This is a genomic window from Nocardioides sp. NBC_00850 (assembly GCF_045207335.1).
GTDB lineage: Bacteria > Actinomycetota > Actinomycetes > Propionibacteriales > Nocardioidaceae > Nocardioides.
Genome location: NZ_CP108845.1, coordinates 5,396,554 through 5,423,160, shown reverse-complemented (window position 1 = coordinate 5,423,160; position 26,607 = coordinate 5,396,554). Strand labels below are relative to the sequence as shown.

Genomic DNA, 26,607 nt, shown 5'->3' with positions numbered 1-26,607 from the left:
GTGCTCCAGATTCGGCCATTCGGGATTGGATCCGTTCCAGATCGCATGTCACCTTGGATGAGCCGTGCAGAACGCACGACCGGCCCCGGTACACGCCGAATCCTGTCCCTCCGGACGCCGGCCCCTACTACTGAACCCCCTTTACCCTCACACTCAGCAGTACGTATGGGACAGGAGCGGGGGACCCAAGTTCCACGCGACTAACTCGGACGGTCGCTTGGGGTGAAGCCATCGCAGATGGCCGGGCAACCTTCTAGCCCGAACCCGACAGCTCACCTCGCAGGCGTGGGAAGGAACTCACGCATGTCCAAGTCCGTATCTCATCCTGCCCATCGAGGCACGCCGCGCCCGTTCCGGTCGCCGAACGTCTCGATCGCCCGGACGATCGCAGGATCTCTCAGTGGCCACGGCAAGCTCGTCGGCCGCATCACCCTCGCCAGCGGCATCGCCGCCGGTGCCCTGGTAGCGGTGCCCGCCGCCAACGCCGCCCCGGTCTCCCACGAGACCACCACCACCGCCGAGTCGACCGTCGCGCCGGCCAAGGTGGTGGAGGCTCCGACCCTGGAGGCCTCGGCCACCCCCACGGCGATGCTCACCGACATCAAGCAGCTCGAGAGGGCTGTCGAGGTGCAGGAGCGCAAGGCCGAGGCAGCTCGCAAGGCCGCCGAGGCGAAGCGCAAGGCAGCGATCGCCGCCAAGAAGGCCGCGGAGGCGAAGAAGAAGGCCGAGGCAGAGGCGAAGGCCTACGCCGCGAGCCAGGAGGGCAAGATCGAGCGGGCGATCAGTGTCGCCTCGGAGCAGATCGGCGACCCGTACGTCTGGGGTGCCACCGGTCCGAGCTCGTTCGACTGCTCCGGCCTGACGCAGTACGCCTTCAGGGCCGCCGGCATCGAGCTTCCCCGGGTCTCGCGGGACCAGGCCGCTGCGCTGCCGACGATCCCGAACGACCAGATCCAGCGCGGCGACCTGATGTTCTTCGGTAGCCCCGTCTATCACGTCGGCATCTTCCTGCGCTGGGAGAATGGCCAGGCGATCATGCTGCACGCTCCCAAGCCGGGCGCGTCTGTTCGTGAAGAGGCTGCCTGGGACGGCTGGTTCGCCGGCTCGACCCACCAGGCCTGACCCTCTTTTCGGCACAGTCTCGGGACCCATATATCCCCCTGGCGCTCGCCCTCCGGTTCCCCTACCGGAGGGCGAGCGCATATTTTCCGAAGCGGAGCCCCGAGGAGGTCGGCACAGTGGGGTCGGCGAATCGGGTGCGGTACCACGCGTCAAGTAACCTGTAAGACGTGGCAGGCCCCGAATTCGACACCGAGATCAAGCAGCTCCAGGCAACGATGCAGACCATCGGCCAGGTGCTGGACCTGGACGCGATGCGCAAGGAGATCGCCGACCTCGGCGAGCAGGTCGCCGCGCCCGACCTCTGGGACGATCAGGACAACGCCACCCGCGTCACCGGCCGTCTCTCCCTGCTGCAGGGCGAGCTCAACAAGTTCACCGAGCTCCGCACCCGCATCGAGGACCTCGGCCTGATGGTCGAGATGGCCCAGGAGGAGGGCGACGCCGACTCGCTCGCCGAATCCGAGGCCGAGCTGGGCCGGGTCAAGAAGGCCGTCGAGAGCCTGGAGATCCGCACCCTGCTCTCGGGGGAGTACGACTCCCGCGAGGCCCTGGTGACGATCCGCTCCGGCGCCGGTGGCGTCGACGCCGCCGACTTCGCCGAGATGCTGATGCGGATGTACGTCCGCTGGGCCGAGCGCAACAAGTACCCGGTGGAGGTCTTCGACACCTCCTACGCCGAGGAGGCCGGCCTCAAGTCCGCCACCTTCGCGATCCACGCCCCCTACGCCTACGGCACCCTCTCCGTCGAGGCCGGCACCCACCGTCTGGTGCGGATCAGCCCCTTCGACAACCAGGGCCGCCGCCAGACCTCCTTCGCCGCGGTCGAGGTCGTGCCCGTGCTGGAGCAGACCGACGAGATCGAGCTCGACGAGAACGAGATCAAGGTCGACGTCTACCGCTCCTCGGGGCCGGGTGGCCAGTCGGTCAACACCACCGACTCCGCGGTCCGGCTGACCCACATCCCGACCGGCACCGTGGTCTCCTGCCAGAACGAGAAGTCGCAGCTGCAGAACAAGGCCGCCGCGATGATCGTCCTCAAGGCCAAGCTCCTCGCGCTGAAGAAGGCCGAGGAGGAGGCCCATCTCAAGGATCTCAAGGGTGACGTCGCCGCCTCGTGGGGCGACCAGATGCGCAACTACGTGCTCAACCCGTACCAGATCGTCAAGGACCTGCGTACGACCTACGAGACCGGCAACCCGCAGGCGGTCTTCGATGGCGACATCGACGGGTTCCTCGAGGCCGGCATCCGATGGCGCCGCGGCGCCGAGAAGGCCGAACAGAACTGAGTTGATGGTTGCGCTGACGCGCACCAGGCTTCCACTCCCGGGCCGGGGAGCGGCGTACGTCTATGACGCCTACGGTCCCGAGGACGGGGTGCCGATGGTGCTGTTGCACGAGCTCGGAGGCAGTGCGAAGCGGTGGCAGGGTGTGGTGCCGCCGTTCGCAGCCGCCCACCGGGTGCATGCCTTCGACATGCGTGGACACGGGGACTCGGACTGGGCCTCGGAGTACTCCCACCGGCTCATCGCCGACGACGTCATCGTGGCGATGGACGCGCTCGGGATCTCGGGTGCCGTGGTCGTCGGGCACTCGACCGGCGGCAACGTCGCCCTCCTGGTTGCGATGCACCGGCCCGACCTGGTCTCCCGGCTGATCATCGAGGACGTGGTGCCACCCGCGCCGCGCGAGCGCAGGTCGCCCGGGCGCGCGGGCAGGTCGATGCCCCACGACTGGGAGTGCATCGCGTCCCTGCTGGTCGAAGCGACGACGTACGACGCGTGGATGTGGGAGCAGCTCGAGCTGCTGCCCATGCCGACCCTGATCGTGGCCGGTGGCGGCAACAGCCACATCCCGCAGTCGGACCTGGAGAAGGTCGCTCAGCGGATTCCGCAGGCCGACCTCGTCCACTTCGACGTCGGTCACTTCGTGCATCGCAACCAGCCCGCCGAGTTCGCCGAAACCGTCCTGGCCTGGCTCGCGTCGCGGTGCTGGATGCGACGCGTCCCGCGTCGCGGGTGGGATCCCCATCCCTAAGGACCCCACCCGCTCTCGCCAGCCGGCTCTGCTCTGACTCAGTGCCCGCGGCGGCGCGCGCCGCCCGGTGAGGTGCCTACCCGGCCCGAGCGACTAAGTCGATTAAAGCACTAGACTTTAGGTCGGTGCAAACGACGCGCCGGGACCGGGCCTCGATCGAGAACCTCAGGCGTCAGCGGCGGCCGCGGTGAGGGTCACCAGGCACCAGCGGGAGGCGCGCTTCTGGACCGTCGCGGGCGCCTCGCCGGCCTTGCCGGTGAGCTCGCAGGAGAGCCAGGCGTCGCCGAAGAGGCCGCGGTAGACCACCTTCGTCTGCTTCTTCGCGTCGGTGCAGGTGAGGGCGACCGACGGCTTCCCGTACGCAGGGGTCGACGCGGCCTTGCAGCCCTTGGGCACGCTCTTGGTCATCTGCGTGGCCCAGTCCAGGGTGACCGGCGGCGCGAAGACCCAGGCCCGCGCGGAGGTGGCCGAGTCCTCCGGGCCGGTCCAGATGCAGCCGTACTCCTGCGAGACGTCGTTGACCTCACCCGAGATGGCGGTCTGGTCGCCGTCGCCGTAGGCCTTCTTCTCGGCGGCAGCGCCGCCGAGGGCCTCGGTCGCGTCCTCGGTGGGGACGCGGTCGCAGAACGCGCCGCGGCGTACGTGCATCGTGGTGGTGTCCGTGGTGCTCAGGTCGCCCTTCACCTCGGCGACCTCGGGCTCGTCGTCTTTCAGGGTGAGTACGCCGACCCCGACCGCGATCGCGGTGAGGACTACGGCACCGATGAGGATCCGGACTGCAGAGCGCACGCCGTCAGAGTACAGGGGCAGGTATCTCAGAGCCGAAGTGCTGAGCCCACCACCGTTGCACTACCCTCGGTGCGGTGATCCGCTTCGAGAAGGTCAGCAAGGCCTACCCAGGGCAGGCGCGCCCCGCCCTCAACAGCCTTTCGATCGACATCCAGAAGGGGGAGTTCGTCTTCCTCGTGGGCCAATCCGGCTCTGGGAAGTCGACGGCGCTCAAGCTGATGCTGCGCGAGCAGCGCCCGACCACCGGCCGGGTCTACGTCGCCGGCAAGGAGATCAACCGGCTCGCCGGCTGGAAGGTGCCGCGGCTGCGCCGCCAGGTCGGCACGATCTTCCAGGACTTCCGCCTCCTGGCAAACAAGAACGTCGCCGAGAACGTCGCCTTCGCGATGCAGGTGACCGGTCACTCCAACCGCGAGATCCGGGAGCGCGTCCCGGAGACGCTCGAGCTGGTCGGTCTCGACGGCAAGGGCGACCGGATGCCCGACGAGCTCTCCGGTGGTGAGCAGCAGCGCGTGGCCGTCGCCCGCGCGTTCATCAACCGGCCGATGATCCTGATCGCCGACGAGCCGACCGGAAACCTCGACCCCGGCAACACCGTCGGCATCATGCGCCTGCTCGACCGCATCAACCGGTCCGGCACCACGATCGTGATGGCGACCCACGACGTCCAGATGGTCGACCAGATGCGCAAGCGCGTCATCGAGCTCGAGCACGGCCACCTCGTACGCGACCAGGTCCAGGGCGGCTACGGAGCCCAGTTCTGAGGCTTCGGCTCTGAGCCGGCCCCCTCACCTTCGACCAGGTTCCACAACCCAGAAAAGGTTCCTCGACCCGCCATGCAGCTGCGCTATGTATTCACCGAGCTCCGCCAGGGGCTACGCCGCAACCTGTCGATGCACGTCGCGGTGGCCCTGACGCTGCTCGTCTCGCTCACCCTCGCCGGCGTCGGCCTGCTGCTGCGTGAGCAGGCCCAGCTGACCGAGGAGGTCTGGGGCGACGAGCTGCAGATCACCTTCTACATGTGCAACGGCGCCAACGACCGCAACCCGCAGTGCGCTGGGGCCGTCGACGACAGCCAGAAGAAGGTCATCACCGCCGCCCTCGACGACAACAGGTACGTCGACAAGATCGAGGAGGAGAGCCAGGAGCAGGCCTATGCGCGGCTGCAGGCTCTCGACGTCGAAGGCGTCAGCGGTCCCGACCCGGTGGTCAAGTCCAGCGACATGTGGGAGTCCTACTGGGTCACGATGACCGACCCGCACCACTCCGCCGAGATCATCGAGGCGGTCGCCGGCCTGGACGGCATCGACCACGTCGGCGACGTCCACGAGGTCACCGGGCCCATCCTCGCCGCCGTCGACGGGCTGCAGAGCGCGGCGTTGGTCGGCGCGATCGTGCTGGTGATCGCGGCGCTGCTGCTGGTCGCCAACACCATCCGGCTGGCGGCCTTCGCCCGCCGTCGTGAGATCGGGATCATGCGACTGGTCGGTGCCTCGACCCTCTACATCGCGCTGCCGTTCCTCCTGGAGTCGCTCGTGGTGGCCCTGGTCGGGATCGGGCTGTCCGGGATCGCGCTGGCCGCGGTGATGTACTTCGGCGTCGAGCAGCGGCTCTCGTCCACCGCGGTGACCCAGTGGGTCGGCTGGGAGGAGTTCTTCAGCTCCTTCGCGATCGTCGCGATCCTCGGCATCCTGCTCACGCTCGTCCCGACACTCCTGCTCACCCGCAAATACATCAAGGTCTGACCCGGATCCCCTAGCGTCTGGGGGGTGCACGCCTTCCCCCGTGCCGGTTCGCTCGCCGCTGTGCTCAGTTGCGCCGTGGTGGCTGCCGTGCTGCTCTCGCCCACCCTTCCCTCCTCCGCCGACGAGAAGGACCGCCTCGAGCAGGAGCAGCGCGAGGTCCAGCAGGACCAGAAGGCCGCCGCCGAGGATCTCGAGCACTCCAGCGCCGGCCTGCGCAAGGCGTCGGCGACGTACGCCGCGGCCCGGAAGAAGCTCGACCAGGCCAAGACCCGTCTCGATGAGCTCAACGCCAAGCTCGTCGAGGTGCAGGCCGCGCACGACAAGCTCGAGGCCGAGCTCGCCGAGCAGAAGCTGCTGCTCGCCGAGGCGAAGCGGGAGCTCGCCGAGGGCCAGGCCGAGGTGAAGGTGCAGCGCGAGGAGATGCGCGACGCGATCCTGACCCGGTTCACCGGGGGAGACCCGCAGCTCGCCCAGGCGGCGGCCCTGCTCTCCGGAGGCTCCCTCGAGGACCTGATGCGCCAGCAGACGTACGTCGACGCGGCTTCTGCGGGCCAGGACGCCACCCTCCAACGGATGGAGGCGACCGAGACGATGCTCGTCGTCCGCGAGGGCGAGGTGCAGGAGGCGACCGACGCGATCGCGGCCAAGGAGAAGAAGGCCCGGCAGCTGGTCGCCGAGGTCGACTCGCTCCGGGACCAGGCCGCCGCGGCCCACGCCGAGATGTCCACGCTGGCCGACCAGGCAGCCACCGCGAAGCAGTCGGCCGAGGCGGCCAGGGCGGCGGACGCCGCCGAGCTGCGCAAGCTCGAGGCCGAGGAGTCGGCGCTGCGTACGAAGATCCGGTCGCTCGCCTCGGCGGGCTCCGGCTCCGACCGCAACGTCGGGTCGGTCGGCGGGCTCTTCGGGCCGCCGGTGACCGACACCTACGTCACCTCGCCCTACGGCATCCGCAAGCACCCGATCTACGGCTACGTCTCGCTGCACAACGGCACCGACTTCTCCGCACCCTGCGGCCGCCCGCTGCTCGCCGTCGACTCTGGGCAGATCATCTCGACCTCGTACTCCAGCGTGTGGGGCAACCGTCTGCACCTGTATCTCGGCAAGGTCAACGGGCACTCCTACACCGCCGTCTACAACCACATCTCGAGCTACGCGAGGACCTCAGGGTCCGTCGGGCGCGGTGAGACCGTGGCGTACGCAGGGACCACCGGCTGGTCCACGGGCTGCCACCTGCACTTCACGATCCTGCGCGACGGCACTCCGGTCGACCCGGCACCACTGCTGGGCTGAACTCCGGCAGCTGAGCCCTGGGGGGTATCGTCTCCTGCTCGTCCGGTCACCCCCCCCACTGCCACCGGAGGCAATGCTTTGCACCCCGCGCGACTCGGCGCCATCCGTCTGAGCCGTCCCCTGCTCGCGCTGCTCATCGGCTGCGTGCTCGCCGGGACGCTGATCACCCCGCTCGCCCGAGCCGACGACTCGCTCGAGGACCAGCAGGAGCAGATCGAGAAGGAGAAGGAGGCGGCCAAGCACGCCGTCGAGCACTCCAGCGACGCTCTGCAGCGAGCCACCACGGCCCTGGCCGCCGCCCAGAAGAAGCTGGCCGGCGCCCGGTCCCGGTTGAAGAAGACGGACGTACGCCTGCGGGCGGCCGCCCGTGAGCACCGCCGTGCCGAGGCGTCCCTGGAGCGGCAGCGAGCCGTGCTCGAGGCCGCGCGTACGGACCTGCGTACCGCGCGGAAGCGGGCGACCGAGTCCCAGGAGGACCTCCGCGACACGATCCTGGAGGAGTTCACCGCCGTCGGTGACCCGCGGCTCCAGGAGTTCTCGGCGCTGCTCGAGGGCGCGACGCTGGAGGAGCTGATGCGGCGGCGCAACTACACCGACGCGGTGACCTCCTCGAAGGCCAGCACGCTGGACCGGCTGCGGGCCGGGGAGCGGCTGGTCGCCCGTCGCGAACGCGGCCAGCGCCGGGCGACCACGGCCGTGGCGGCCACCGAGAGGACCGCCGCCAGGAAGGTCGCCGAGGTCAAGCGGCTCCGGGCCCGCGCGGCCGAGGCCAGCGACGAGATCGCGGCCCTGGTGACACGGACGGCGGCGGCCAGGAGGAAGGCTGCCGAGCTGGCCGAGGAGGACCGCAAGGTCCTCGCCGAGCTCCAGAAGCAGGACGCCGAGCTCGAGAAGAAGATCGCCGCGCTCGCCGAGGGCGCGCAGAACCGGACCGTCGACTCGCTCGTGGGCATGTTGGCGATGCCGGTCGCCGACTCGTACGTCACCTCGCCCTACGGGATGCGCACCCACCCGACCACCGGGGAGTACAAGCTGCACGACGGGGTCGACCTGCACGCCCCCTGCGGCACGCCGCTGCGGGCTGCCGAGTCGGGCACCGTCATCGCGCAGGAGTGGAACGACGCGTACGGAAACCGTCTGCACCTGTTCCTCGGCAACATCAACGGGCACTCCTACACGGCCGTCTACAACCACCTCGAGGCGTACCGGAGCGACGTCGACGACACGGTCTCGCGCGGCGATGTCATCGGGCTCGCCGGGACGACCGGCTGGTCCACCGGGTGCCATCTGCACTTCATGATTCTGCGGGACGGCGAGATCATCGACCCGATGCCGATGCTGGGTCTGTAGCTGGTTGTCCGGCTGGGGGTTCTAAACGTTTCGCGGTCATGACCCTGCGCCTGAGAGAATGGAGGAATGGCGAAGGAGCAGGGGCGCAAGATGATCGCGCAGAACAAGAAGGCGCGACACGACTACCACATCGAGGACACCTACGAGGCCGGCATGGTCCTGCAGGGCACCGAGGTGAAGTCGCTGCGTGAGGGTCGCGCCTCCCTGGTCGACGGGTTCGTCGACATCGACCGTGGCGAGGCCTGGATCCACGGGATCCACATCCCCGAATACCTCAACGGCACCTGGACCAACCACTCCGCCCGCCGCAAGCGCAAGCTCCTTCTGCACCGTGCCGAGATCGACAAGATCGAGCGCAAGGTCTCCGAGAAGGGCCTCACCGTCGTCCCCCTCGCCCTCTACTTCCTCAACGGTCGCGCCAAGGTCGAGATCGGCGTCGCCAAGGGCAAGAAGTCGTGGGACAAGCGCAACACCATCGCCGAGCGTACGGCCAAGCGGGAGGCCGAGGTCGAGGTCGGCCGCAAGCTCAAGGGGATGACGGGATAAACCGAGTGGGGAATGCCGGCGGGGGACTGTAGTGTTGTCCTGTTGCCTGGTTGCAGGCGTTGAAAACTCAAAAGGGGCTGATCGGTTTCGACTTGGGACGTTGCTCCCAGGGGAAGCGGGTCGAGGAGCCAGCGTCATCTCGTAAACGATCGCTGGAAACCAATAACTGCCAACGCTAAGCGCAGTTCCTTCGCTCTCGCCGCCTGAGCGGTGATCGAAGCGTCTGACCGAGTATCCGTCTCCGGCTCGGATCCAGGCGTCATCTAGGAGACTCAACCTCATGCACATGCCGACGGGGCATGAGGGACATCTAGTCGGCTGAGCCTGTCGGGGACGTGTCTGCGTCGAGCCCCGGGGATGAGAGAACGCCACCCACAGACTGCACCCGGAGAAGACCTGGCACGGCGCTCGAGGACCGGGGTTCGATTCCCCGCAGCTCCACAAACCTTTGGCCGACGTGTGCCCTCCATTCGGAGGGCCGCGTCGGTTTGTCATTTTCAGGCGACGCTCCGCGTCGCGGCGGGGGAGATCCCCCGCACCCCCTTAGTTCCGCGTGGCTGGTGTTTGTGGCTTGGCCGCTCTTGTCGGAAGACTTCCGGTTGTTCATCTCCCTGGCGGGATGACTTCTCTTGCGTGCGCGATAGGGTTGTGAGGCGTACGTCACATGGAGGTAAGGATGTTCGAGGAAGGACAGCTCTACTCACCCGTCACCGTGGGCGAGGATGGGCAGGTCGAGGTGCATCTGGGGGACAACCACCCCGGGTTCGCAGACCAGGACTACCGGGCACGGCGGAGCGAGATCGCTGCCGCGGCGCTGGGTTGGAAGCCGGGGGACGCCGTTCCCCGGATCGACTACACCGAGACGGAGAACGAGATCTGGCGCACGGTGTGCCGTGAGATCGCACCGCTGCACGCGAAGTACGCCTGCCGCAACTACATCGCGGCCGTGGAGGCTCTCAACCTCCCGCAGGACCGGGTGCCACAGCTCGACGAGGTGAGCGCCGGCCTGAAGCCGCTGACCGGCTTCGAGTACGTCCCGGCCGCGGGGATCGTCCCGCTGGAGGAGTTCTACGGGAGCCTGGCCGACGGGCAGTTCCACTCGACGCAGTATCTGCGTCACCACGCCGTGCCGCTCTACACCCCGGAGCCCGACATCATCCACGAGGTGATCGGCCACGGGAACCTCCTCGCCGACCCCCAGGTCGCCGAGGTCAAGCGTCTCGCAGGTGCCGCCGCGCGTCGCGTCGAGACCAGGGAGGCGCTCCAGGTCGTCGCCGACGTCTTCTGGTTCACCATCGAGTTCGGCGTGCTCCACGAGGACGGCGACCTGAAGGCCTACGGGGCCGGGCTGCTCTCGTCCTACGGCGAGATCGAGGAGATGCATGAGGTGGAGGTGCGTCCGATCGACTTCGCCCAGATGGCGACGGTCGACTACGACATCACCCACTACCAGCCGGTGCTCTTTGCCGCGGAGTCGTTCAGCCACATGGTCGATGAGGTCGGAAACTTCTTCGCGACCTGCGACGACGACACGCCACAGCGTCTCGGCGCCGTCTAGGCCGATTCGACCGGTTCCGAGGCGTTAGCCTCGGAAGATGATCGATGGCTACCGAAACCGCGCGCTGGAGGCGGCGCTCGCCGCCGCCGACGCCGACGCGGTCGGTGCCGCGCTGCGTACGGGGCAGGTTGTCGTTCCCCAGCTCGACGAGGCCCGGATCAGGGTCTTTCCCGGGGACCGCGGCAACCGGCCACCGTACGAGGCGATGCTCTTCTCCTCCCAGGAGGCGCTGGAGGCCTTCCTCGCCGAGGACACCCGCCGGCGCGCGCAGCTGCGCAACGCCGACGGGCTGCGGGAGTTCCTGACCGCCAACATCGAGGAGATCGCGTACGTCACCTTCGACCCGGCCGGGCCGAACCGGTTCCGGGCAGGCATCAAGGACGTGCTCAAGGCGATCGGCCCCAAGCCGCACGTCGACCTGCGGCTGCCGAAGGCGCAGGAGTGGTACGTCGTGGACATGTCCGACGAGGACGTACGCGACTACCAGCTCGCCGACCTGGCCGCCAAGGTCCTCCCGAAGGTGCAGCGGTCCAGGGTCGAGCAGCCCGACTGGGCACAGTGGATGGCTGCCGCCAAGGACGCGGCAGTCGAGCAGGGCGCCGCGTTCCTGGCCTACTGGCTGCAGCGGGTCGGGCGGCGCCCGGCCGGGCTGGCGGTCGCGCTGAGCCGGCCGGCTCCGTTCGGCATGGTGCGGCACCCGCTGCAGGCCGAGACGACGACCGTGGGGGAGCGGTGGGTGGCCTCGCCCGACCGGCTCTACGAGTCGCGGCTGATCTACTCCTTCCCGCACCCCGACCTCGCCGACCTGGCCCTGCCGACCGTCGACCTCGTGGTCGCGACGCTGTCGTGGGGAGACGAGTCGTGAGCGAGCGTCAGCGAGCGAACCATGAGCTCTACACGCCGCCGCGTCCGTACGATGGCGCTTGCGCAACGGAGGTGGCGGCGTGAGTTGTGTGTTCTGCGACGTCGTCGCCGGTGACCTGGCCGCCGAGGTGGTCTTCGAGGACGAGGGCTTCCTGGCCTTCCTCGACCATCGGCCGGTGCAGAAGGGCCACATCCTGATGGTGCCCAGGCAGCATCTCGCTACGCTGCTCGATCTCCCTTCTGACCTGCACGAACGCTTCGTCGCGAACGCCCAGCGCCTGGCCGCAGCCGTCGTGGACGGGCTCGGCGCCCAGGGCAGCTTCGTGGCGATCAACAACGTGGTCAGCCAGTCCGTCCCACACCTCCACCTGCACGTCGTCCCCCGCACCCGCGGTGACGGCCTCAAGGGCTTCTTCTGGCCCCGCCACAAATATCGGGAGGGCGAGCAGAAGGAGTACGCCGACCGGCTGCGTGCCGTGCTGGGCTGACTCCGGGCTGAGTTCACCGAGGCGTACGGCTCCGGCCATGAAGAGGTCGGGGCGAGGTCGGGGAGGGCCGATTCACTCGAGATCAGTTGTTGTCCACTGATCCCGGGAGTGCGCAATGTCGCTGTCGTCCGTCGCGTCCAAAACCTTCACCTCAGCACTGGCCGGCGTTGCGCTGGCAGCAGGCACGATGATCGTTCCGGTGGCGGTCAACGCCGTCGAGGCCAACCGGGCCGACGACATCACCGTCACCGCCCACCGTGGGGCGAGCGCCTACGCCCCGGAGAACACCCTCGCCGCCTTCGCCGTCGGCATCGAGCAGCGGGCCGACTGGATCGAGTCGGACGTGCAGGCCACCAAGGACGGCGAGCTCGTGCTGATGCACGACACGACCTTGTCGCGCACCACCGACGTCGAGCAGCGCTTCCCCGGCCGCTCGCCGTGGAACGTCAAGGACTTCACCCTCGCCGAGATCAAGACGCTGGACGCCGGCTCCTGGTTCAGCGAGAAGTACGCCGGCGAGCCGGTGCCGACGCTGAGGGAGATGGTCGAGCAGGTGCGGCCGACGCCGTCCGGGATCCTGATGGAGATCAAGTCGCCGGAGCTCTACCCCGGCATCGAGAAGAAGGTCGCGGCCGAGTTCGACTCGTTCCCCGGCTACGTGGCCGCCGCGGTCGCCGCCGACCGCCTCGCCGTGCAGAGCTTCGACTTCGACTCGATAAAGACCTACAAGAGCATCCAGCCCGAGGTGCCGGTCGGCCTGCTCGGCACCCCGGCCTACGCCGATCTGGACAGCTACACCTGGGCCGACCAGATCAACCCACACTTCGGCTCCTTCGACGCGGGCTACGTCGCCCGGGTGCACACGCTCGGGATGCACATCCACTCCTGGACGGTCAACGACGCCGCCACGATGAGCTCCGTCCTGGACCGCGGTGTCGACGGCATCATCACCAACAACCCCGACGTGCTCCGCGAAGTGATCGCTGGGCGGCGTACGCCGTCCCTAGACTTGGGCGATGCTGCTTGAGGCGCTTCGGCAGATCGTCACGCCACGTTCACCGCACACCGGGCCCAGGGACTCCCGGGGCCGGTGTGATCGGGGCATGACCACGTTGAACCCCACCACCCGCATGCGTCGCGTCGGGCTCGCCCTGACCACCGTGCTCGTCGCCGGGACCGTTCTGGTTTCGAATCCTTCCTCGGCCGTCACCACCGCTGGCACCACGACAGCCGTCCAGGCGGGCAAGCACCACACCGCTGAGCCGCTCGTCTTCGCCCACCGCGGTGCCTCGGGCCACCGTCCGGAACACACCCTGGCCGCCTACAAGCTGGCCATCGACATGGGTGCAGACGTCATCGAGCCCGACGTCGTCTCCACCAAGGACGGCGTGCTCGTCGCCCGCCACGAGAACGAGATCTCCGGTACGACCGACGTCTCGGCGCGTCCCGAGTTCGCCGACCGGAAGATCACCAAGACCATCGACGGCGCCGCGCTGACCGGATGGTTCACCGAGGACTTCACCCTCGCCGAGCTCAAGACCCTGCGTGCCAAGGAGCGGCTGCCGCAGGAGCGCCCGGGCAACACGCTCTACGACGGCCGGTTCGAGGTGCCGACCATCGCAGAGGTCTTCGCCCTCGCTCAGCGCGAGTCCAAGCGCGCCGGCCGCACCATCGGCCTCGCTCCGGAGACCAAGCACCCGACCTACTTCGACTCCATCGACCTCTCCCTGGAGGAGCCGCTGGCGAAGCTGATCAAGCGCTACGGCTACGATCGCCGCAACTCACCCGTCTCGGTGCAGTCCTTTGAGATCAGCAACCTGAAGGACATCGATCGGCTGACCAAGGCCTCGCTCGTCCAGCTGGTCAGCAATTCCGGTGCCCCCTACGACCAGGTCGTCGCCGGCACCGGGCTCACCTACAAGGCGATGCTCACGCCCGGCGGCCTCAAGGACATCGAGGCGTACGCCACTTGGGTCGCCCCCGAGAAGAAGTGGGTGCTCCCGCAGGGTGCCGACGGCTATCTGACCGGCCCGACGGCAGTCGTGGGCGACGCTCACGACGTCGGCCTGAAGGTGGTCGTGTGGACCCTGCGCGAGGAGAACAAGTACATGGCGGCCGACTTCCGCAACGGCACCGACCCGCTGGCCAAGGGGGACATCGCGGCTGAGGTGACAGCGTTCCTCGACGCGGGCGTCGACGGCGTCTTCGCCGACTACCCCGACTCGGCCGTGCGGGCGCGCAACGCCTGGCTGGCTACCAATCAGTAGACACCTCGCGACATGACGTACGGCCCTCGCTATTGTCGGCGGGGGCCGCACGTGTTCGTGGGCCCGGTCACAACCAAAGGAGTTTGAGTCATGGGTCGTTTCGACGGACGCGTCGCAGTCATCACCGGTGCAGCGCGCGGGATCGGTTTCGGAGTCGCCACGCGTTTCGCCGAGGAGGGTGCCTCGGTCGCGATCATCGACCTCGACGAGGCCGCCGCCGCTGAGGCCGCCGCGAAGCTTCCGCTGACCGAGGGTGCCAAGTCGGTCGGCATCGGCGCCAACGTCGCCAAGGCCGAGGACACCGAGGCCGCGGTCGCTCGCATCGTCGAGGAGCTCGGCGGCCTGCACATCCTGATGAACAACGCCGGCATCACCCGCGACAACCTGCTCTTCAAGATGACCGAGGACGACTGGGACCTGGTCATGAACGTCCACCTCAAGGGCCACTTCCTGATGTCGAAGGCCGCGCAGGCGGTCTTCGTGAAGCAGAAGTACGGCAAGATTATCAACGTCTCCTCCACCTCGGCCCTGGGCAACCGCGGCCAGGCGAACTACTCGGCCGCCAAGATGGGCGTGCAGGGCTTCACCCGCACCCTCGCGCTCGAGCTCGGCCCGTTCGGTGTCAACGTGAACGCCATCGCGCCGGGGTTCATCGCCACCGAGATGACCGACCAGACCGCGGCCCGCCTCGGGCTCGACGTGGACGACTTCCGCAAGCTCTCGGCCGACGCCAACCCGGTCAAGCGCGTCGGCGAGCCCGCCGACATCGCCGCCGCCGCGGCCTTCCTGGCCAGCGACGAGGCCTCCTACATCACCGGCCAGACCCTCTATGTCGACGGTGGCGCCACCGTCGCCTGAGTCCTTCGAAGAAGGAACCCCGGGCGCGGGCCCGTTGGGCGCAACGATTACCGTCTGACACTCGTCTTGGTACTGAGCCGATGCAGATGCAGATGGAGATTGATGATGCGTACGTCCCGCCCGGGGTTCCTCCTGCGAGCAGCGGCGACGCTGACCGCCGCGGGTCTGGTCCTGACCGGCTGTGGCTCCTCTGAGGAGCCGACGGACGCGAAGCCGTCGCCGTCCGCGCCTGCTGAGCCCGACCACGAGCCGCTGACGGGCGTCGAGCTCCCCGAGGGGCAGACCGCCGCGCGCAAGCACCCCGCCTACATCGTCAAGATCGACAACACCTCGGCCAGCGACCCGCAGTACGGTCTCGCCAAGGCCGACCTGGTCGTCCAGGAGCTGGTCGAGGGTGGCGTGACCCGGTTGGCCGTCGCGTACTACTCCCAGCTTCCGAAGGAGGCCGGTCCGGTCCGCTCGATGCGGGCCACCGACGCCGGGATCGCCGCGCCGATCGACGCCAAGATCATGACCAGCGGCGCGGCGCCGTACACCTTCGCGCAGCTGAAGAAGCACGACATCTCGTGGATCGACATGTCCACCCCCTACGTCGTACGCGACACCAGCAAGCCCCACGACTTCTTGCACAGCGTGGTCGGCAAGGTCGCGAAGGCCGGCAACGCGGCCGCGAAGGACGGCAAGGCGAAGCGGCCCGGCGACTTCATGCCCTGGGGCGACGCGACCACCGAGCTGGCTGGTGGCAAGCCCGCCAAGGCCGTCGACGTGAAGTTCTCCCAGGCGCGCACGGACAACTGGGTCTTCAAGGGCGGCAAGTACCGCCTGCAGAACAACTACATGTCCAAGAGCGGCCAGTTCCTCGCCGACACCGTCGTGGTCGCGCAGACCAAGACCACCATCGCCCCCTACAAGGACCCGGGCGGCGCGATCGTGCCGGTCTCCCACTTCACCGGCCGGGGCAAGGCGTGGATCATGCGCGCCGGCCAGATCGTCGAGGCGACCTGGGTGAAGAAGGGCGAGAAGGGTGCGGTGACGTTCACCGACGCCAGCGGCGCCGCGATCGAGATCCCGCCGGGCAAGGTCTGGCTGGACCTGATCCCGAAGGGCAACGGCCAGGTCGAGCCCGGTGGCGTGATCGTCAAGTAGTGCGCAGAGATCGCGCGATCTACTCGCGCATGTCCTCGACCTTGACGCCCTGCTTCGCCAGGGTCTGGACCCCGGTCAGCAGGTAGGTCACGGCCAGCTCGATGCGCTCGGCCGCGTCCTCGGGATCGCTGGCCTCGGTGACGGACTCGCCGGCTGCCGACATCGCGCCGAAGAAGAGCCGGGCGAAGGTCGCGACCATCTCGTCGTCGACGGTCCGGTCACCGGCCCGCAGGACGGCGGCGACGATGTCCTCGACGACGGTGAAGGTGGAGCGCTCCTCCTGCTCGCGGTAGCGCTGGTAGCCGAGGACAGCAGGCCCCTCCTGCACGACGATGCGGCGGTAGGTGGGCTGCTGGACGGCCTCCAGGAACGTACGCAGCCCGGCTCGGGCCTGCTCCCAGGGGTCCTTCGTCTCGCGCATGGCGGCGTCGATGCTCTGCGCGGTGGCGGCCTCGACCTTCTCGAAGACGACCTCGTAGAGCGCCTGCTTGCCGCTGAAGTGGTGGTAGAGCGCGCCCTTGGTGACCTCGGCCCCGGCCACGATGGCGTCCAGTGAGGTGCTCGCGTAGCCGTGCTCGGTGAAGAGTCTCTCGGCGACCTCGACGAGCGTCTTCTTGGTCGAGGCGGAGAACTGCTGCCTCCGTGACATCCCCGGCACCGACGGAAGCGGAGGAACCTTGGGGACGAGCTTGCTCACGGACGACTTTGCCACTCGTCCACTCTAACGGCCGTGTTCGGAATCACCGTCCCAGGTGTTGGCCATACCGTCGGTATGTCCAATACTATAGGTACGTACTCACGGTATGTGAGTGCTCACCTTCCGCAAGGAGCCGACAAATGAGCTGGACCAGCCATCACAAGCGCGGGGAGATCCTCCGCGGCGTGGTCGCCGTCATCGACGAGCGTCGAGACGGTCTGCTGCCCATGGATCTTCCCGGCGTCACCGAAACCTTCACCGACGAGCTCGATCTGCTCGCCGCCCTGCAGCTGCGCTGGCACACCCGTCTGTCCGGCCGTATCGAGAGCGAGCTCGCCGGCCAGCCGATGGACCTCGAGGACGCCGTCGTCCGGGCCTGGCACGGCGCTGCCGACGACCTGCCCGGCATCCGCACGGTCCTCGACCGCTACCACGCGCTTCCTGTCGACGAGGCGATGGCCACCGCGCTGGCCAAGTCGCAGGCCAAGGAGCACCTGACCCTCGCGGTCATGGCCGGCCGCGGCGCGTTCGCCGACGCCGAGTGCGTCCGTCTCGGCTCGATGATCGAGGCGCGTGCCCGTGCCGAGTACGTACCGGCCGTCGAGGTCGTCGAGCGCGGGCCCTTCGCCGGCCTCGTCGACATGTTCCGAGCGGTCCGCTCGGCGGCCTGAAGTTGCGTACGGGCCGTCTGACCAGGCCCCGGGTGCCGGTGCGCTCCCTTCGCGGACTCCCTCCGCACCTCCCTAAGTGCCGGCCCCGGGGCCTTTTCCTGTCTCGTTCCGATCGGCGTGCTTTGTTGGTTTCTTGTTGCGGGTGGCGTGACCGAGGTGGTGCGATCATGGCGTCATGACGGAGCAGAAGGACGTACGCGCCGGGCGGCTGCTGGTAGCCACCCCGGAGCTTCGCGACCCCAACTTCGTCGACACCGTGGTGCTCCTGATCGAGGTCAACGACGACGGTGCGCTCGGCGTGGTGCTGAACCGGCCCTCGCCCGTACCGGTCGCCGAGGTGCTCCATCCGTGGGCGACCTCCGTCGCCGATCCCGACGTCCTCTTCCAGGGCGGCCCGGTGAGCACGGACTCCGCGATCGCGGTCGCGCTCCTGGTCGACTCCGACGACCCGCCGCTGGGCTTCCGGCCCGTCTTCGGGCGCCTCGGGCTGCTCGACCTCGACACGCCCGTCGAGCTGGTCGACGGCACCTTGTCGAGGCTGCGCATCTTCGCCGGATACGCCGGCTGGGGCGCTGCCCAGCTCCAGGGTGAGGTCGACGAAGGGTCCTGGTATGTCGTCGACAGCGAGCCGTACGACTCCTTCCTCGACGACGTGAGCTCGATGTGGGCAGCGGTGCTCCGGCGTCAGCCCGGTGAGCTGGCCTTCCACGCCACGCGACCGCCCGACCCCGAACTGAATTAGCGGGCTAGTAAGGTTGGGGGCATGGGCATCCTGGGATTCGGCACGAAAGAAGCCGTCAAGGAACGGGAGGACATCCGCGAGCAGGACGTCCCCACCGAGGAGGGTGACCACGACCGCTACTCCCACTACGTGGAGAAGGACAAGCTGACCGAGGCGATGGTCATGGGCACGCCCGTGGTCGCGCTGTGCGGCAAGGTGTGGGTGCCGAGCCGCGACGGGTCCAAGTTCCCGGTCTGCCCCGACTGCAAGGAGATCTTCGAGGGGATGCCGCCTAGCGGTGGCGAGGGCGACGACGAGTGAGTAGCGCCGACCTTCCCGGCGCCCTCACACCCGCGTGGCCCAACAAGGCCGCGTGGGGCACTGCGCCCAAGCTGCGCGCTTGGCAGCAGGAGGCGCTGTCCAAATACCTGTCCGAACAGCCCCGTGACTACCTCGCCGTCGCGACGCCCGGCGCCGGGAAGACGACCTTCGCGTTGACCGTCGCCGCCGAGCTCCTCGGCCGCAGGCTGATCGACCGGGTGACCATCGTCGCGCCCACCGAGCACCTCAAGGTCCAGTGGGCCGAGGCCGCCGCGCGGGCCGGGATCGCGATCGACCCGACCTACTCCGCGGGCCAGGGCAAGACATCGGCCGACTACGTCGGGATCGCGGTGACGTACGCCGGGGTGGCGGTCAACCCGCTCGCGATGCGGATCCGCACCGAGCGGTTCAAGACGCTGGTGATCCTCGACGAGGTGCACCACGCCGGCGACGCGCTCTCGTGGGGCGAGGGGGTCCGGGAGGCCTTCGAGCCGGCCGCGCGACGGCTGGCGCTGACCGGCACACCGTTCCGCTCCGATACCAACCCGATCCCGTTCGTCACCTACGCACCCGGCGAGGACGGCATCCCGCGCTCGGCGGCCGACTACACCTACGGCTACGCCGAGGCGCTGCGCGACCACGTCGTCCGGCCGGTGCTGTTCATGGCCTACTCGGGACAGATGCAGTGGCGCACCCGGGCAGGCGACGAGATCGCCGCCCACCTCGGCGAGCCGTTGACCAAGGACCTGACCTCGCAGGCGCTGCGGACCGCGCTCGACCCGGCCGGATCATGGATCCCGTCGGTGCTCGCGGCCGCCGACAAGCGCCTGACCGAGGTGCGGCGCCACGTCCCGGACGCGGGCGGGCTCGTCATCGCGACCGACCAGGACTCGGCGCGCTCCTACGCCAAGACGCTGAAGACCATCACCGGGCAGAGCGCGACCGTGGTGCTCTCCGACGAGAAGGCCGGCTCGAAGAAGATCGCCAAGTTCTCCGAGTCCGAGGACCGTTGGATGGTCGCGGTCCGGATGGTCTCCGAGGGGGTCGACGTGCCCCGGCTCGCGGTCGGGGTCTACGCGACCACCACCTCGACGCCGCTCTTCTTCGCGCAGGCGGTGGGGCGCTTCGTACGTGCTCGTACGCGGGGCGAGACCGCCTCCGTCTTCCTGCCGTCGGTCCCGAACCTGCTCGGCTTCGCCTCCGAGCTGGAGCTGCAGCGCGACCACGTGCTCGGCAAGAAGGTCACCAGCGAGGACGACATCTTCGCCGCCGAGGACGCGCTGATGGCCGCGGCCAACGCCGAGGAGGGCGCCTCCGAGGAGGAGCTGGGGGCCTGGGAGGCGATGGGCTCCGAGGCGCGCTTCGACCGGGTTCTCTTCGACGGCGGCGAGTTCGGCCACTCCGGCGAGGTGCACGTCGGCTCCGAGGAGGAGATGGACTTCCTCGGCATCCCAGGGCTGCTCGACGCCGACCAGATGAGGACCGTGCTCCAGCAGCGGCAGAGCGACCGGGCGCGCAAGCAGAAGTCCGCCTCGGCCTCGGCGCCGGTCGCGGCCGACGAGCCCGTGGCCGCGGTCGCCGCCCACGAGCAGCTTGCCGTGCTTCGCCGCGAGCTCAACGGCCTGGTCGCCGCATGGCACCACCGCACCAAGACGCCCCACGGCGTCACCCACAACCGGCTCCGCAAGGAGTGCGGCGGCCCGCCCGCCGCCGTCGCCAACGCCGACCAGCTCAAGGCCCGCATCGACACCCTGCGCGACTGGGCCGCGCGCGGCTCGGCCTGAATCGGCGAGTCGGCTCATCCTGACCGAAATTCCCGCCGAGTCGGCTCGTCAAGACGAGCCGACTCGGCGTCGGAACTGGTCAGGATGAGCCGACTCGGCGGGAGGGTCGAGGAGTCGGGCACACTCTCTGTCGTGAGAACGCGATGACAGCACTCGAGATCGCCGTGACGTCGGTGGCAGGCGCGCTCGCCGCGCGTGCGGGCGGGGCGAACCGGGTCGAGCTCTGCTCCGCCCTCGAGGTCGGTGGCGTCACCCCGTCGCAGGGGCTGGTCGAGGGAGTCCTCGACGAGGTCGGCGGCGTCGACGCCGATGACGGCTGGCAGGGCGTCCATGTGCTCGTCCGGCCCCGGCCGGGCGGGTTCGGCTACTCCGTCGAGGAGCGCGACCTCCTGCGGCGCGAGGTCGCGACGGTCCTGGAAGCCGGAGCCGACGGGATCGTGATCGGCGCGCTCACCCCGCACGGGGAGCCCGACGTGGAGCTGGTCCGGGAGGTGGCGGGGGCGGCCGCTGCGTACGAGGCGTCGGTGACGTTCCACCGGGCGATCGACCTCAGCGCGGACCCGGTCGCGGCGATCCGGGCGCTGGACGGCGTGGTCGACCGGGTGCTGACCTCAGGAGGCGCGCCGGCCGCCGCGGCAGGGGCCGCGACGATCGCCGAGATGGTCGCGGTCGGCGGACCGGACGTACTGGCCGGAGGTGGCGTGACCGTCGACGCGATCGGGGCGCTCGCGGCGCTCGGCGTCGAGGGCATACATCTCTCCGCCAAGCGACGGGTCGTCACGGCCGGCCGGGTGGCGCTGGGAGTCGCCGACGACGGTGGGCACTGGGTGACCGATGCCGACGTGATCGCCGCAGCGGCCGCCGCGTTGGCCTAGGCGGGGGAGTCGCCCTCGACCAGGTCCCGCAGCACGGCGACGGCGCCCTCGAGATCGGCCTGGGTGCGGTGACGCGACTCCAGCCGCTCGGCGATGAGGTGGGAGATGCGTTCACGTACGTCGGCGAGGTCGGCGCGGCCGGCGTCGGTCAGGGTCACCAGACTCGCCCGCGCGTCGGCGGGGTTGGGCTCCTTGCTGACCAGGCCGGTCTCCACCAGCTGGGCGATCTGGGCCGACATGGTCGGCTGCGAGCAGCCGTCGGCGCGGGCCAGGTCGGTGATGCCGAGCGGTCCGATGGCGTCGAGGATCGTGAGGACCCGGACGCTGGCCGGAAGGTCGAGCGCTCGGCGGACCAGGCGCATGAGCCGAGCCGCGTAGACGACGAGGTCGCTGGAGAGGTCCAGGGTCTTCGCCGAAGCGGAGCCCGAGGCCATGGGTGTCGCCGAGGCGGTCGGGGCTTCCGAGGGAAGCAGCTGCTGTGAAGGCATCGATCGGAATCCAGAGTTGGGGGTTGCGGCGCGGTGAACGGGTGGAGACTATCTGAGAATGACTACGGAACGGCACACCTGGATCGCGTTCCTGCGCGCCATCAACCTCGGTGCGACCCGGAAATTCCCGAAACAGGCGATCTCTGCCGCCGTGGTGAGGGCGGGCGGAACCGATGTCGAGACCTACATCAACACAGGCAACGTACGCTTCGACCACCCGGTCGGCGACCGGGCCGAGATGGAGGCGATCCTCGAGGAGGCCTTCGCGGCCGACCGATTCTTCGAGGTGCCGACGATCTGCGTGACGCCCGCTGAGCTGAAGGTGATCGCCAACGACGCCGCGGCGGTCGGGATGGGTCACGAGGGAAAGCAGTTCGTGTTCCTGTGCAAGGAGCTCACCGACTCCGGCTCCCGGGACGCGCTGGTCGCTCGGGCGGGGGAGGGCGAGCGGGTCTATGTCATCGGCCGCGCCGTGCACCTGCTCACCGAGAGCTTCCAGCAGACGAAGATCACCAACGCCGTCGTCGAGCGCCACATCGCCATCAGCACCAACCGCAACATCAACGTGATCCGCACGCTCGCCGACAAGTGGGCCTGAGGCCTGCGGCGACTGGAGTGTCGGGTCATGCGGGAATCTCTTCCGTCTCGTTGACCGTGATCTCGAAGTCGGCCGGGTCGAAGCGGCTGATCCGGCGGACCAGTTCGCCGGTGGACCACGGCCAGGAGAAGCTGTTGCGACCGTTGGTGTCGATGAAGTAGCTGTGGCAGGACGCGCCGCTGTAGGCGGTGCCGGCGAGCGCGGCCTGCACATCCGCGACGTACGCGGCCTGGGCTTGCGGACTGACGTCGAGCTTCGCCCAGCCCTGTGCGCGGGCGGTGGTGATGGCCTCGGTGATCATCTCCACCTGCGACTCGGCGACGGCGAAGGCCGAGCCGTGACCGGTGCCGAGGCTCGGGCCGAGCACCACGAACGCGTTGGGGAAGCCTGTGACCGAGGTGCCCTGGTAGGCCTCGGGGGAGCCGGCCCAGTGCTCTGCGAGCGTACGGCCGTCGGCTCCACGGATCAGGTCGGCGACCGGCATGTCGAGGATGTGGAAGCCGGTGCCGAGGATGATCGCGTCGACCTCCGTCGCGCTGCCGTCGGTGCCGATCACGGTCGCGCCCTCGACCCGGGCGACGCCGGTCGCGTGCACCTCGACGTTCGGCTTCGTCAGCGACTGCAGGTAGTTGTTGGAGAAGAGGATCCGCTTGCAGCCGATCAGGTAGTCGGGCGTCAGCTTCGCCCGTAGCTCCTGGTCCCGGACTGCGGCGCGCAGGTAGGCCCGGCCGACCTGCTGCAGGCCCTGCATCAGCGGCTGCGGCCGGCGGAAGGCGATGTCGACGGCCTCCATGGCGGCGTACTCGACCGCTCCGAGCGCCTTCTCGAAGAACGGCACGTGGTGCTTGACCCACTTCTCCGCGTCCGGCACCGGATGGTCGACCTTGGGCAGCACCCAGTGGGCGGTGCGCTGGAAGAGGTGCAGGTCGGCGACCTGCTTCTGGACCTCGGGTACGAACTGGACCGCCGACGCTCCGGTGCCGATCACGGCCACCCGCTTGCCGTCGAGGTCGACGTCGTGGTTCCACCGGGCCGAGTGCCAGACCTCGCCGGGGAACTCGGCCAGACCGGGCAGGTCCGGGATCTTCGGCTCGTTCCACGGCCCTGCGGCGGCGACCAGGAAGCGGGTGGTGATCTCGCCGTCGCTGGTGTCCAGGTGCCACCCGGCGGACTCGGCGTTCCAGGTCGCACCGCGGACCTCGACCCCGAACCCGGTGATGTCCTCGAGGCCGCGATCCCGGGCCACGCCGTCGATGTAGGAGAGGATCTCCGGCTGGTTGCCGTAGACCCGTGACCAGTCGCTGTTGGGCGCGAACGAGAACGAGTAGAGGTTGGACGGTACGTCGCACGCGCACCCCGGATAGGTGTTGGCCCGCCAGGTGCCGCCGTAGGTGTCGGCCTTCTCGAGGATGACGACGTCCTCGACGCCCGCCTCGCGCAGCTTGATCGCGGCCGCGATGCCGGAGATGCCGGCGCCGATGACGACGACCTCGTGCTGGGTGCTCATGCGGTTGCTCCTTCGCTGGTCGAGATCGCGGCCGCGACGCGGTCGGGGAGGTGTCGGCGGGCCGCGGCGAGAGTGGCCTCGCGACGGCCGAGGTCCATGAAGTTGGGACCCATCGCGGCCAGCTCCTCGGCAACGGGCTCCACCCGGACGACGCGTACGCCGGCCTTTCGGAGCCGGACGACCTCGCGGTCGAGCACGGCGGTCATCTGGGAGCGCAGCAGGCGTTCGATCCGGTGGACGCCACGGGCGGGGACGCCGCCCTCGGTGGTCATCGGGGCGACCACGACGACCTCGTCGACCGCTTGGCCGAGGAGGAGGTCGGCCGAGACGGAGGAGACCGCACCCCCGTCGACGTAGCGACGGCCAGCGATCTCGACCGGCGGGAACCAGCCGGGGATCGCCCAGGAGGCCGCGACCGCCGCACCCAGGGTGGCCGTGGGGGCGTCCTCGGAGCCGAACGCCACCCTCTCGCCGGTGGCCGCGTCCGCCGCGACCAGCCAGGTCGCGGGGTGGTCGACCCAGCCGTCGGCGTCGGCCAGCGCGTCACCGTACGCCCTCAGCCAGGTGGCGTCGCCGCGGCCGCGGGGGAGCAGGCCGGCCAGCGCGCTGTAGGGCGATCGGCGGGAGAGGCCGGGGCGGACCAGGCCGAGCGCGGGCAGCGCGGGAGCCGGCACCGGTGGCGCCGTGCCGGGGTGGGCGGCGACGTGGGCCGTCAGGACGGGGTCGGCGCCAGGGGTCCCATCGAGAGCGTCGAGCAGGTCCTGCGGCGTACGGCCGGACCCGAGGGCCGCGACGATCTCCGAGCCCGCGGAGGTGCCGACGAGGACGTCGGCCGTGCGGACGTCCCAGTCCAGCGCCTCCTCGAGGGCGCGGAGGGCCACAGCCGTCCAGGCGAAGCCGAGGGTGCCGCCGCAGCCGATGGCCAGTGCGCGTCGTGGGGTCATATTCGGATACTAACGGTATTTGAATACCGGCGGTAGCCCGAACTGGTAAGATCTGGCCCGTGGGTCGGATCACGCGCAAGGAGTCGCACGCGCAGACGCGTGAGCGACTCATCGCGACCGCGCACCGGCTGTTCCTCTCCGACGGCTACAACGCGACCTCGCTCGACAAGGTCGCCACCACGGCGGGCTTCTCGAAGGGCGCGGTCTACTCGAACTTCTCGACCAAGCACGACCTCGGCCTGGCCGTGCTCGACGTGATCCATCGGGAGCGGGCCCAGTCCCTGGCGGACGCCGTCAGGGACGTCGACACCGTCGAGGGCCGGATCGACGCCTTCGCGGCGTGGGCAGAGGCCAACATCGGCGACGTCGGCTGGACCGCGCTCGAGGTCGAGTTCGCGACCAGCACCCGCCGGGTCCCGGGCGTGAGCCAACAGCTCGCCGGCCGGCGCCGCGAGCTCACCGCGGCCATCGCCGGACTCATCGAGCAGCAGGCCGCCGACCTCGGCCTCGCACTGGCCTCACCGGCCGAGGACGCCGCTGTCCAGCTGCTCTCCCTGGGCATCGGGCTCGGTGTCCAGCGTGCGTTCGACCCCGACCTCTCGGTCACCAGCCTGGTCGACCTGCTGCGCTCGCTGCTGGAGAGCGCGACGCCTGCGTCGTAGGCCGCGAGGGCTAGTGCGCCGGGGCGCCGTTGCGCTCGGGGGCCGGGAAGGAGACCCGGTTCAGGCGGCGTACGGCCGGACTCAGCAGCGTCGCCAGCGAGATCACCACGTAGGCGATGCCGGCGATCGCGAGCATGTTCTCGATCCCGTACGCAGCGGCCAGCGGCCCCATCGCCAGCTGCCCGACGGGGATGGCGATGTAGGTGCCGAGCTGGTCGTAGGAGGATGCCCGGGAGAGCAGGTCGCTGGGGACGTTCTCCTGTATCGAGAGCTGCCAGCCGAGACTGAAGACCTGGATGCCGGCGCCGGAGAGGGCGGCCGCGGGCAGCAGCACGGCGAGGTCGGTGGAGAAGCCGAGAGCGGCGATCGGCAGCCCGAACAGGGCCATGCCGATCATGCCGTAGAACAGCGGCCGCTCGAGCCGGACCCTCATCAGCACGAGCGTCGCGGCGAGCACGCCGATCCCCTGGAAGGTGAGGATCAGGCCCCAGCCGCCCGCGCCCAGCCCTGAGCCCTCGGCCCGCTGCGGGCCGAGCGTGAGCAGTCCGCCCTCGTAGAGCGCGTTGAGCATGGTCGCGGCGCCGACGCAGAGCCACAGCCAGCTCGTCGAGCGGAAGTAGTCCCATCCCGTGCGCAGATCGCCGATGACCGAGGCCTTGCCGACCGAGCCACTGAGCTTGACCGGCAGCAGCAGCAGCGCCGCGATGATCCAGGTGGCGGCGTCGAGCGCGAGCGCCCAGCCTGCGCCGACGCTGAGCACGAGCAGGCCGGCGGTGCCGGGACCGGCGACCGCGACGATCGCGCGGGTCAGCGACATCAGCACGTTGGCCTCCTGCAGCATGGTGCGAGGCACCACGAGCGGGATGATCCCCTGCTGGGCGGGCAGGCCGGCGGCGGAGACGATGCCGTTGAGCGCGGAGAGTGCGATCAGGTGCCACAGCTCGGCGACACCTGCGATGACGAGGACGGCGACGACCGCCTGGCTCAGCCCCGAGACCAGGTTGGAGGCGAACAGGATCCGGGCTCGGCCCATCCGGTCGGCGAGCACGCCGCCGATGAGCATGAAGACGATCATCGGGATGGTGCGGGCCGCGAGGACGGCGCCGATCGCGATCGGCGCGTCACTGACCTCCAGGACCGCGAAGGCCAGGGCGACGGGCGCCATGAAGTTGCCCACCAGGTTGATCGATCGCGAGGCGAAGAACCAGCGGAAGTGGGGTTCGCGAAGTGGGGCTGTCGCCGAGATCCGAGCCATTCGAGAGAGAATAGACCTTCGGGTGAT

Annotated in this window: 28 protein-coding genes, 1 other RNA gene and 1 riboswitch; of the genes, 23 read left to right on the top strand and 6 right to left on the bottom strand. The window is 69.3% G+C overall.

The genetic code is table 11. The annotated features are described in order from the left end of the window. Nucleotides 1-126 precede the first annotated feature (126 nt). Nucleotides 127-298, top strand: a riboswitch (cyclic di-AMP (ydaO/yuaA leader). 5 nt (nucleotides 299-303) lie between these two features. The 3 genes from OH802_RS26255 (at nucleotide 304) to OH802_RS26245 (ending at nucleotide 3,156) form a co-directional block, all read left to right on the top strand. Then, complete coding sequence (locus OH802_RS26255; RefSeq protein WP_406023324.1) at nucleotides 304-1,122, top strand: C40 family peptidase; 819 nt, start codon at nucleotides 304-306, stop codon at nucleotides 1,120-1,122. A gap of 167 nt (nucleotides 1,123-1,289) precedes the next feature. Beyond that, nucleotides 1,290-2,408 carry a peptide chain release factor 2 gene (gene prfB / locus OH802_RS26250; RefSeq protein ID WP_400458673.1) on the top strand — a complete coding sequence of 373 codons (1,119 nt, stop codon included), beginning with the start codon at nucleotides 1,290-1,292 and terminating at the stop codon, nucleotides 2,406-2,408. A 4-nt stretch (nucleotides 2,409-2,412) separates the two neighbouring features. Further along, the gene (locus OH802_RS26245; RefSeq protein ID WP_406023323.1) at nucleotides 2,413-3,156 is read left to right on the top strand and encodes an alpha/beta fold hydrolase; all 744 of its coding nucleotides are present in this window, start codon (nucleotides 2,413-2,415) and stop codon (nucleotides 3,154-3,156) included. A gap of 165 nt (nucleotides 3,157-3,321) precedes the next feature. Here the strand turns inward: OH802_RS26245 and OH802_RS26240 are convergent, their stop codons facing one another. Beyond that, a complete protein-coding gene (locus OH802_RS26240) occupies nucleotides 3,322-3,945 on the bottom strand; it encodes a hypothetical protein (RefSeq protein ID WP_406023322.1) in 624 nt (207 codons plus the stop codon). Between the two features lie 74 nt (nucleotides 3,946-4,019). Here OH802_RS26240 and ftsE point away from each other — a divergent pair, with 74 nt between their 5' ends. From ftsE to OH802_RS26175, 13 genes are all read left to right on the top strand, one after another. Then, on the top strand, nucleotides 4,020-4,709 hold the full coding sequence (gene ftsE / locus OH802_RS26235) for a cell division ATP-binding protein FtsE (RefSeq protein ID WP_008358693.1): 690 nt from the start codon (nucleotides 4,020-4,022) through the stop codon (nucleotides 4,707-4,709). 72 nt (nucleotides 4,710-4,781) lie between these two features. After that, nucleotides 4,782-5,690, top strand: coding sequence for a permease-like cell division protein FtsX (gene ftsX / locus OH802_RS26230; protein ID WP_406023321.1), 909 nt, complete (start codon nucleotides 4,782-4,784; stop codon nucleotides 5,688-5,690). A 24-nt stretch (nucleotides 5,691-5,714) separates the two neighbouring features. After that, a complete protein-coding gene (locus OH802_RS26225; protein ID WP_406023320.1) occupies nucleotides 5,715-6,980 on the top strand; it encodes a murein hydrolase activator EnvC family protein in 1,266 nt (421 codons plus the stop codon). 78 nt (nucleotides 6,981-7,058) lie between these two features. Further along, nucleotides 7,059-8,330: a peptidoglycan DD-metalloendopeptidase family protein gene (locus OH802_RS26220; RefSeq protein ID WP_406023319.1), complete on the top strand. Its 1,272-nt coding sequence runs from the start codon at nucleotides 7,059-7,061 to the stop codon at nucleotides 8,328-8,330. Between the two features lie 66 nt (nucleotides 8,331-8,396). Next, complete coding sequence (gene smpB / locus OH802_RS26215) at nucleotides 8,397-8,876, top strand: SsrA-binding protein SmpB (protein WP_160024725.1); 480 nt, start codon at nucleotides 8,397-8,399, stop codon at nucleotides 8,874-8,876. Between the two features lie 73 nt (nucleotides 8,877-8,949). After that, nucleotides 8,950-9,320: a transfer-messenger RNA gene (gene ssrA, locus OH802_RS26210) on the top strand. Between the two features lie 232 nt (nucleotides 9,321-9,552). Further along, nucleotides 9,553-10,434, top strand: a complete 882-nt coding sequence (locus OH802_RS26205; RefSeq protein WP_406023318.1) for a phenylalanine 4-monooxygenase — start codon at nucleotides 9,553-9,555, stop codon at nucleotides 10,432-10,434. A gap of 37 nt (nucleotides 10,435-10,471) precedes the next feature. After that, entirely contained in the window at nucleotides 10,472-11,299 is an 828-nt protein-coding gene (locus OH802_RS26200) for a hypothetical protein (protein ID WP_406023317.1), read from the top strand. Nucleotides 11,300-11,378: 79 nt separating this feature from the next. Next, entirely contained in the window at nucleotides 11,379-11,786 is a 408-nt protein-coding gene (locus tag OH802_RS26195; RefSeq protein WP_406023316.1) for an HIT family protein, read from the top strand. Between the two features lie 115 nt (nucleotides 11,787-11,901). Further along, complete coding sequence (locus tag OH802_RS26190; protein WP_406023315.1) at nucleotides 11,902-12,813, top strand: glycerophosphodiester phosphodiesterase; 912 nt, start codon at nucleotides 11,902-11,904, stop codon at nucleotides 12,811-12,813. Between the two features lie 76 nt (nucleotides 12,814-12,889). After that, nucleotides 12,890-14,053, top strand: coding sequence for a glycerophosphodiester phosphodiesterase (locus OH802_RS26185; RefSeq protein ID WP_406023314.1), 1,164 nt, complete (start codon nucleotides 12,890-12,892; stop codon nucleotides 14,051-14,053). 90 nt (nucleotides 14,054-14,143) lie between these two features. Then, entirely contained in the window at nucleotides 14,144-14,911 is a 768-nt protein-coding gene (locus OH802_RS26180; protein ID WP_406023313.1) for an SDR family NAD(P)-dependent oxidoreductase, read from the top strand. A gap of 105 nt (nucleotides 14,912-15,016) precedes the next feature. Further along, nucleotides 15,017-16,057, top strand: coding sequence for a DUF3048 domain-containing protein (locus tag OH802_RS26175; protein WP_406023312.1), 1,041 nt, complete (start codon nucleotides 15,017-15,019; stop codon nucleotides 16,055-16,057). 19 nt (nucleotides 16,058-16,076) lie between these two features. On the opposite strand, the gene OH802_RS26170 is transcribed toward OH802_RS26175, so the two are convergent. Further along, nucleotides 16,077-16,769 carry a TetR/AcrR family transcriptional regulator gene (locus OH802_RS26170; RefSeq protein WP_406023311.1) on the bottom strand — a complete coding sequence of 231 codons (693 nt, stop codon included), beginning with the start codon at nucleotides 16,767-16,769 and terminating at the stop codon, nucleotides 16,077-16,079. A gap of 125 nt (nucleotides 16,770-16,894) precedes the next feature. Here OH802_RS26170 and OH802_RS26165 point away from each other — a divergent pair, with 125 nt between their 5' ends. The 5 genes from OH802_RS26165 (at nucleotide 16,895) to OH802_RS26145 (ending at nucleotide 21,126) form a co-directional block, all read left to right on the top strand. Next, complete coding sequence (locus OH802_RS26165) at nucleotides 16,895-17,425, top strand: hypothetical protein (protein ID WP_406023310.1); 531 nt, start codon at nucleotides 16,895-16,897, stop codon at nucleotides 17,423-17,425. 175 nt (nucleotides 17,426-17,600) lie between these two features. Next, nucleotides 17,601-18,167, top strand: a complete 567-nt coding sequence (locus OH802_RS26160) for a YqgE/AlgH family protein (protein ID WP_406023309.1) — start codon at nucleotides 17,601-17,603, stop codon at nucleotides 18,165-18,167. 21 nt (nucleotides 18,168-18,188) lie between these two features. Next, nucleotides 18,189-18,467, top strand: coding sequence for a DUF3039 domain-containing protein (locus OH802_RS26155; RefSeq protein WP_160024715.1), 279 nt, complete (start codon nucleotides 18,189-18,191; stop codon nucleotides 18,465-18,467). Next, nucleotides 18,464-20,251, top strand: coding sequence for a DEAD/DEAH box helicase (locus OH802_RS26150; protein WP_406023308.1), 1,788 nt, complete (start codon nucleotides 18,464-18,466; stop codon nucleotides 20,249-20,251). Before OH802_RS26155 ends, OH802_RS26150 begins: the two co-directional genes overlap by 4 nt. A 143-nt stretch (nucleotides 20,252-20,394) precedes the next feature. Continuing rightward, nucleotides 20,395-21,126: a copper homeostasis protein CutC gene (locus OH802_RS26145; protein WP_406023307.1), complete on the top strand. Its 732-nt coding sequence runs from the start codon at nucleotides 20,395-20,397 to the stop codon at nucleotides 21,124-21,126. Here the strand turns inward: OH802_RS26145 and OH802_RS26140 are convergent. Beyond that, nucleotides 21,123-21,614 carry a MarR family winged helix-turn-helix transcriptional regulator gene (locus OH802_RS26140; RefSeq protein WP_406023306.1) on the bottom strand — a complete coding sequence of 164 codons (492 nt, stop codon included), beginning with the start codon at nucleotides 21,612-21,614 and terminating at the stop codon, nucleotides 21,123-21,125. The genes OH802_RS26145 and OH802_RS26140 overlap by 4 nt on opposite strands. 58 nt (nucleotides 21,615-21,672) lie before the next feature. Between OH802_RS26140 and OH802_RS26135 the strand changes: the two genes are divergently transcribed. Further along, nucleotides 21,673-22,212, top strand: a complete 540-nt coding sequence (locus OH802_RS26135) for a DUF1697 domain-containing protein (protein ID WP_357353650.1) — start codon at nucleotides 21,673-21,675, stop codon at nucleotides 22,210-22,212. A gap of 25 nt (nucleotides 22,213-22,237) precedes the next feature. Here OH802_RS26135 and OH802_RS26130 read toward each other — a convergent pair whose 3' ends face one another. Then, nucleotides 22,238-23,719 carry a flavin-containing monooxygenase gene (locus tag OH802_RS26130; RefSeq protein ID WP_406023305.1) on the bottom strand — a complete coding sequence of 494 codons (1,482 nt, stop codon included), beginning with the start codon at nucleotides 23,717-23,719 and terminating at the stop codon, nucleotides 22,238-22,240. Beyond that, the gene (locus OH802_RS26125; protein ID WP_406023304.1) at nucleotides 23,716-24,663 is read right to left on the bottom strand and encodes a patatin-like phospholipase family protein; all 948 of its coding nucleotides are present in this window, start codon (nucleotides 24,661-24,663) and stop codon (nucleotides 23,716-23,718) included. The genes OH802_RS26130 and OH802_RS26125 overlap by 4 nt, the downstream gene beginning before the upstream one ends. 59 nt (nucleotides 24,664-24,722) lie before the next feature. On the opposite strand from OH802_RS26125, the gene OH802_RS26120 reads away from it, so the two are divergent. Further along, nucleotides 24,723-25,325 (top strand): TetR/AcrR family transcriptional regulator, encoded by a 603-nt coding sequence (locus OH802_RS26120; protein WP_406023303.1) that lies wholly within the window; start codon nucleotides 24,723-24,725, stop codon nucleotides 25,323-25,325. Nucleotides 25,326-25,335: 10 nt separating this feature from the next. Here OH802_RS26120 and OH802_RS26115 read toward each other — a convergent pair whose 3' ends face one another. Continuing rightward, nucleotides 25,336-26,580 (bottom strand): MFS transporter, encoded by a 1,245-nt coding sequence (locus OH802_RS26115; protein ID WP_406023302.1) that lies wholly within the window; start codon nucleotides 26,578-26,580, stop codon nucleotides 25,336-25,338. Between the last annotated feature and the right edge of the window lie 27 nt (nucleotides 26,581-26,607).

Coding starts and splice junctions, on each gene's coding strand:
- OH802_RS26255 (WP_406023324.1), top strand. CDS start 304: ATGTCCAAGTCCGTATCTCATCCTGCCCATCGAGGCACGCCGCGCCCG.
- OH802_RS26245 (WP_406023323.1), top strand. CDS start 2,413: ATGGTTGCGCTGACGCGCACCAGGCTTCCACTCCCGGGCCGGGGAGCG.
- ftsX (WP_406023321.1), top strand. CDS start 4,782: ATGCAGCTGCGCTATGTATTCACCGAGCTCCGCCAGGGGCTACGCCGC.
- smpB (WP_160024725.1), top strand. CDS start 8,397: ATGGCGAAGGAGCAGGGGCGCAAGATGATCGCGCAGAACAAGAAGGCG.
- OH802_RS26205 (WP_406023318.1), top strand. CDS start 9,553: ATGTTCGAGGAAGGACAGCTCTACTCACCCGTCACCGTGGGCGAGGAT.
- OH802_RS26200 (WP_406023317.1), top strand. CDS start 10,472: ATGATCGATGGCTACCGAAACCGCGCGCTGGAGGCGGCGCTCGCCGCC.
- OH802_RS26190 (WP_406023315.1), top strand. CDS start 11,902: ATGTCGCTGTCGTCCGTCGCGTCCAAAACCTTCACCTCAGCACTGGCC.
- OH802_RS26185 (WP_406023314.1), top strand. CDS start 12,890: ATGACCACGTTGAACCCCACCACCCGCATGCGTCGCGTCGGGCTCGCC.
- OH802_RS26180 (WP_406023313.1), top strand. CDS start 14,144: ATGGGTCGTTTCGACGGACGCGTCGCAGTCATCACCGGTGCAGCGCGC.
- OH802_RS26175 (WP_406023312.1), top strand. CDS start 15,017: ATGCGTACGTCCCGCCCGGGGTTCCTCCTGCGAGCAGCGGCGACGCTG.
- OH802_RS26165 (WP_406023310.1), top strand. CDS start 16,895: ATGAGCTGGACCAGCCATCACAAGCGCGGGGAGATCCTCCGCGGCGTG.
- OH802_RS26160 (WP_406023309.1), top strand. CDS start 17,601: ATGACGGAGCAGAAGGACGTACGCGCCGGGCGGCTGCTGGTAGCCACC.
- OH802_RS26155 (WP_160024715.1), top strand. CDS start 18,189: ATGGGCATCCTGGGATTCGGCACGAAAGAAGCCGTCAAGGAACGGGAG.
- OH802_RS26145 (WP_406023307.1), top strand. CDS start 20,395: ATGACAGCACTCGAGATCGCCGTGACGTCGGTGGCAGGCGCGCTCGCC.
- OH802_RS26140 (WP_406023306.1), bottom strand. CDS start 21,614: ATGCCTTCACAGCAGCTGCTTCCCTCGGAAGCCCCGACCGCCTCGGCG.
- OH802_RS26135 (WP_357353650.1), top strand. CDS start 21,673: ATGACTACGGAACGGCACACCTGGATCGCGTTCCTGCGCGCCATCAAC.
- OH802_RS26130 (WP_406023305.1), bottom strand. CDS start 23,719: ATGAGCACCCAGCACGAGGTCGTCGTCATCGGCGCCGGCATCTCCGGC.
- OH802_RS26125 (WP_406023304.1), bottom strand. CDS start 24,663: ATGACCCCACGACGCGCACTGGCCATCGGCTGCGGCGGCACCCTCGGC.
- OH802_RS26115 (WP_406023302.1), bottom strand. CDS start 26,580: ATGGCTCGGATCTCGGCGACAGCCCCACTTCGCGAACCCCACTTCCGC.